Origin of the sequence: Lentzea indica, from assembly GCF_012184385.1 — a bacterium.
In the GTDB taxonomy this organism is placed as follows: Bacteria; Actinomycetota; Actinomycetes; order Mycobacteriales; family Pseudonocardiaceae; genus Lentzea; species Lentzea indica.
Window position 1 is genome coordinate 1 of the sequence record NZ_VSRL01000556.1, and the last position, 1231, is coordinate 1231.

Below are 1231 nucleotides of genomic sequence, written 5' to 3' on the forward strand. Positions count from 1 at the left end.
GCCGGCGAGGGCCCGCTTCACACCTGCCGGGGACGGCGCCGGTGCGCCCGCGGTGACGGCCTTGACCAGCGGCTGGACGTTGGCCGGTGCGGCCGGGGGCTTGGTCTCGACGGCTTTGGAGCCGCCGAACTCCTTGACCGCGTAGACGGTGGCGCCGGCGAGGGCCGCCACGACCAGCAGGCTGAGGACGACGGCGAGGGGCTTGCGGCCCTTCTTGGGCTCGTCGGTGGTGAGCCTGTCCTCCGGCTCCTCGTCGTAGCCGATGACGGGGAGGTTCTGGGGTTCATGGCGCTTGGGCTGCTCTGGGCGGGGTGGTTCCTGGCGTTGGGGGTGGTCGAAGCGCGCGGTCTCGGTGCGCGGTGGCTCGGTGCGCGATGAGTCGGAGCGCGGCGGTTCTTGGCGCTGGAGCTGGTCCACGCGCAACATCTCGGTGCGCTGCTGCTCAGCGCGTTGTTGCTCAGCGCGCGACGGCTCTTGGCGCTGGAGCTGGTCAACACGCAGCATCTCGGTGCGCTGCTGCTCGGGGCGCTGCGCCTCGGGACGGGATGGCTCGGCACGCGGCGGCTCAGCGCGTTGTGGCTCTTGGCGCTGGAGCTGGTCGACGCGCAGCATCTCAGTGCGCTGCGGTTCAGGACGCGGGTGTTCCTGACGCTGGTCAGAACGCTGAGGCTGCGCCTGCTCCGGTCTGACGGACTGGTCGAACCACGACGGCTCCGACTTCGGCAGCTGATCGACCCGCGCCGTCTTGGCGTTGGGGGCCATGCTCGCGCGAGGGTCCCCTCCCTGGGGTCCCCCGTTTTCAATTTTGCCAGGCGGGACCGACAGTTCCGCCGTCTTCTGGTCCTGCCTGTGGACAACTTCCGGCCTGTGGACAACGTCAGGCTTGGCCACCACGCGGGTCTGGTCGCGCTTGGGCTCCACCACCGGCGCGGGCTGGCTTTTCTCCCCTGGAGAGATCCGCACCGGCGCAGCCCGCGGCGGCTCCGTCTGCTGCGACTCGGCACGCGGCGACTCAACCCGTGACGGCTCGGTCTGCGACGGCTCGGTACGCGGCTGCTCGGTCTGCGACGGCTCAACCCGCTGTGGCTCGGCCCGCTGCGACTTAGCCCGCCGACGACTCAGTCCGCGACGACTCGGCGTCCTTGCGCTGCTCGTTCAGCGCGGTGGCCAGTCCGAGGCCGAGCGTGCGGCCGTCGGCGGAGAAACCCTGGCGCGGTTCGGTGAGGGCGCG

2 protein-coding genes are annotated in these 1231 nt (G+C 71.2%); one reads left to right on the forward strand and one right to left on the reverse strand.

Translation table 11 applies throughout. From position 1 onward, the window contains the following. Positions 1 to 417, reverse strand: a 417-nt coding sequence (locus FXN61_RS49550) for a hypothetical protein (RefSeq protein ID WP_223165926.1), incomplete at its 3' end; no start/stop codon positions are given. Between FXN61_RS49550 and FXN61_RS49555 the strand changes: the two genes are divergently transcribed. Then, positions 397 to 1023, forward strand: coding sequence for a hypothetical protein (locus FXN61_RS49555; protein ID WP_167980654.1), 627 nt, complete (start codon positions 397 to 399; stop codon positions 1021 to 1023). The two genes, FXN61_RS49550 and FXN61_RS49555, sit on opposite strands and share 21 nt — an antisense overlap. Positions 1024 to 1231: the final 208 nt, after the last annotated feature.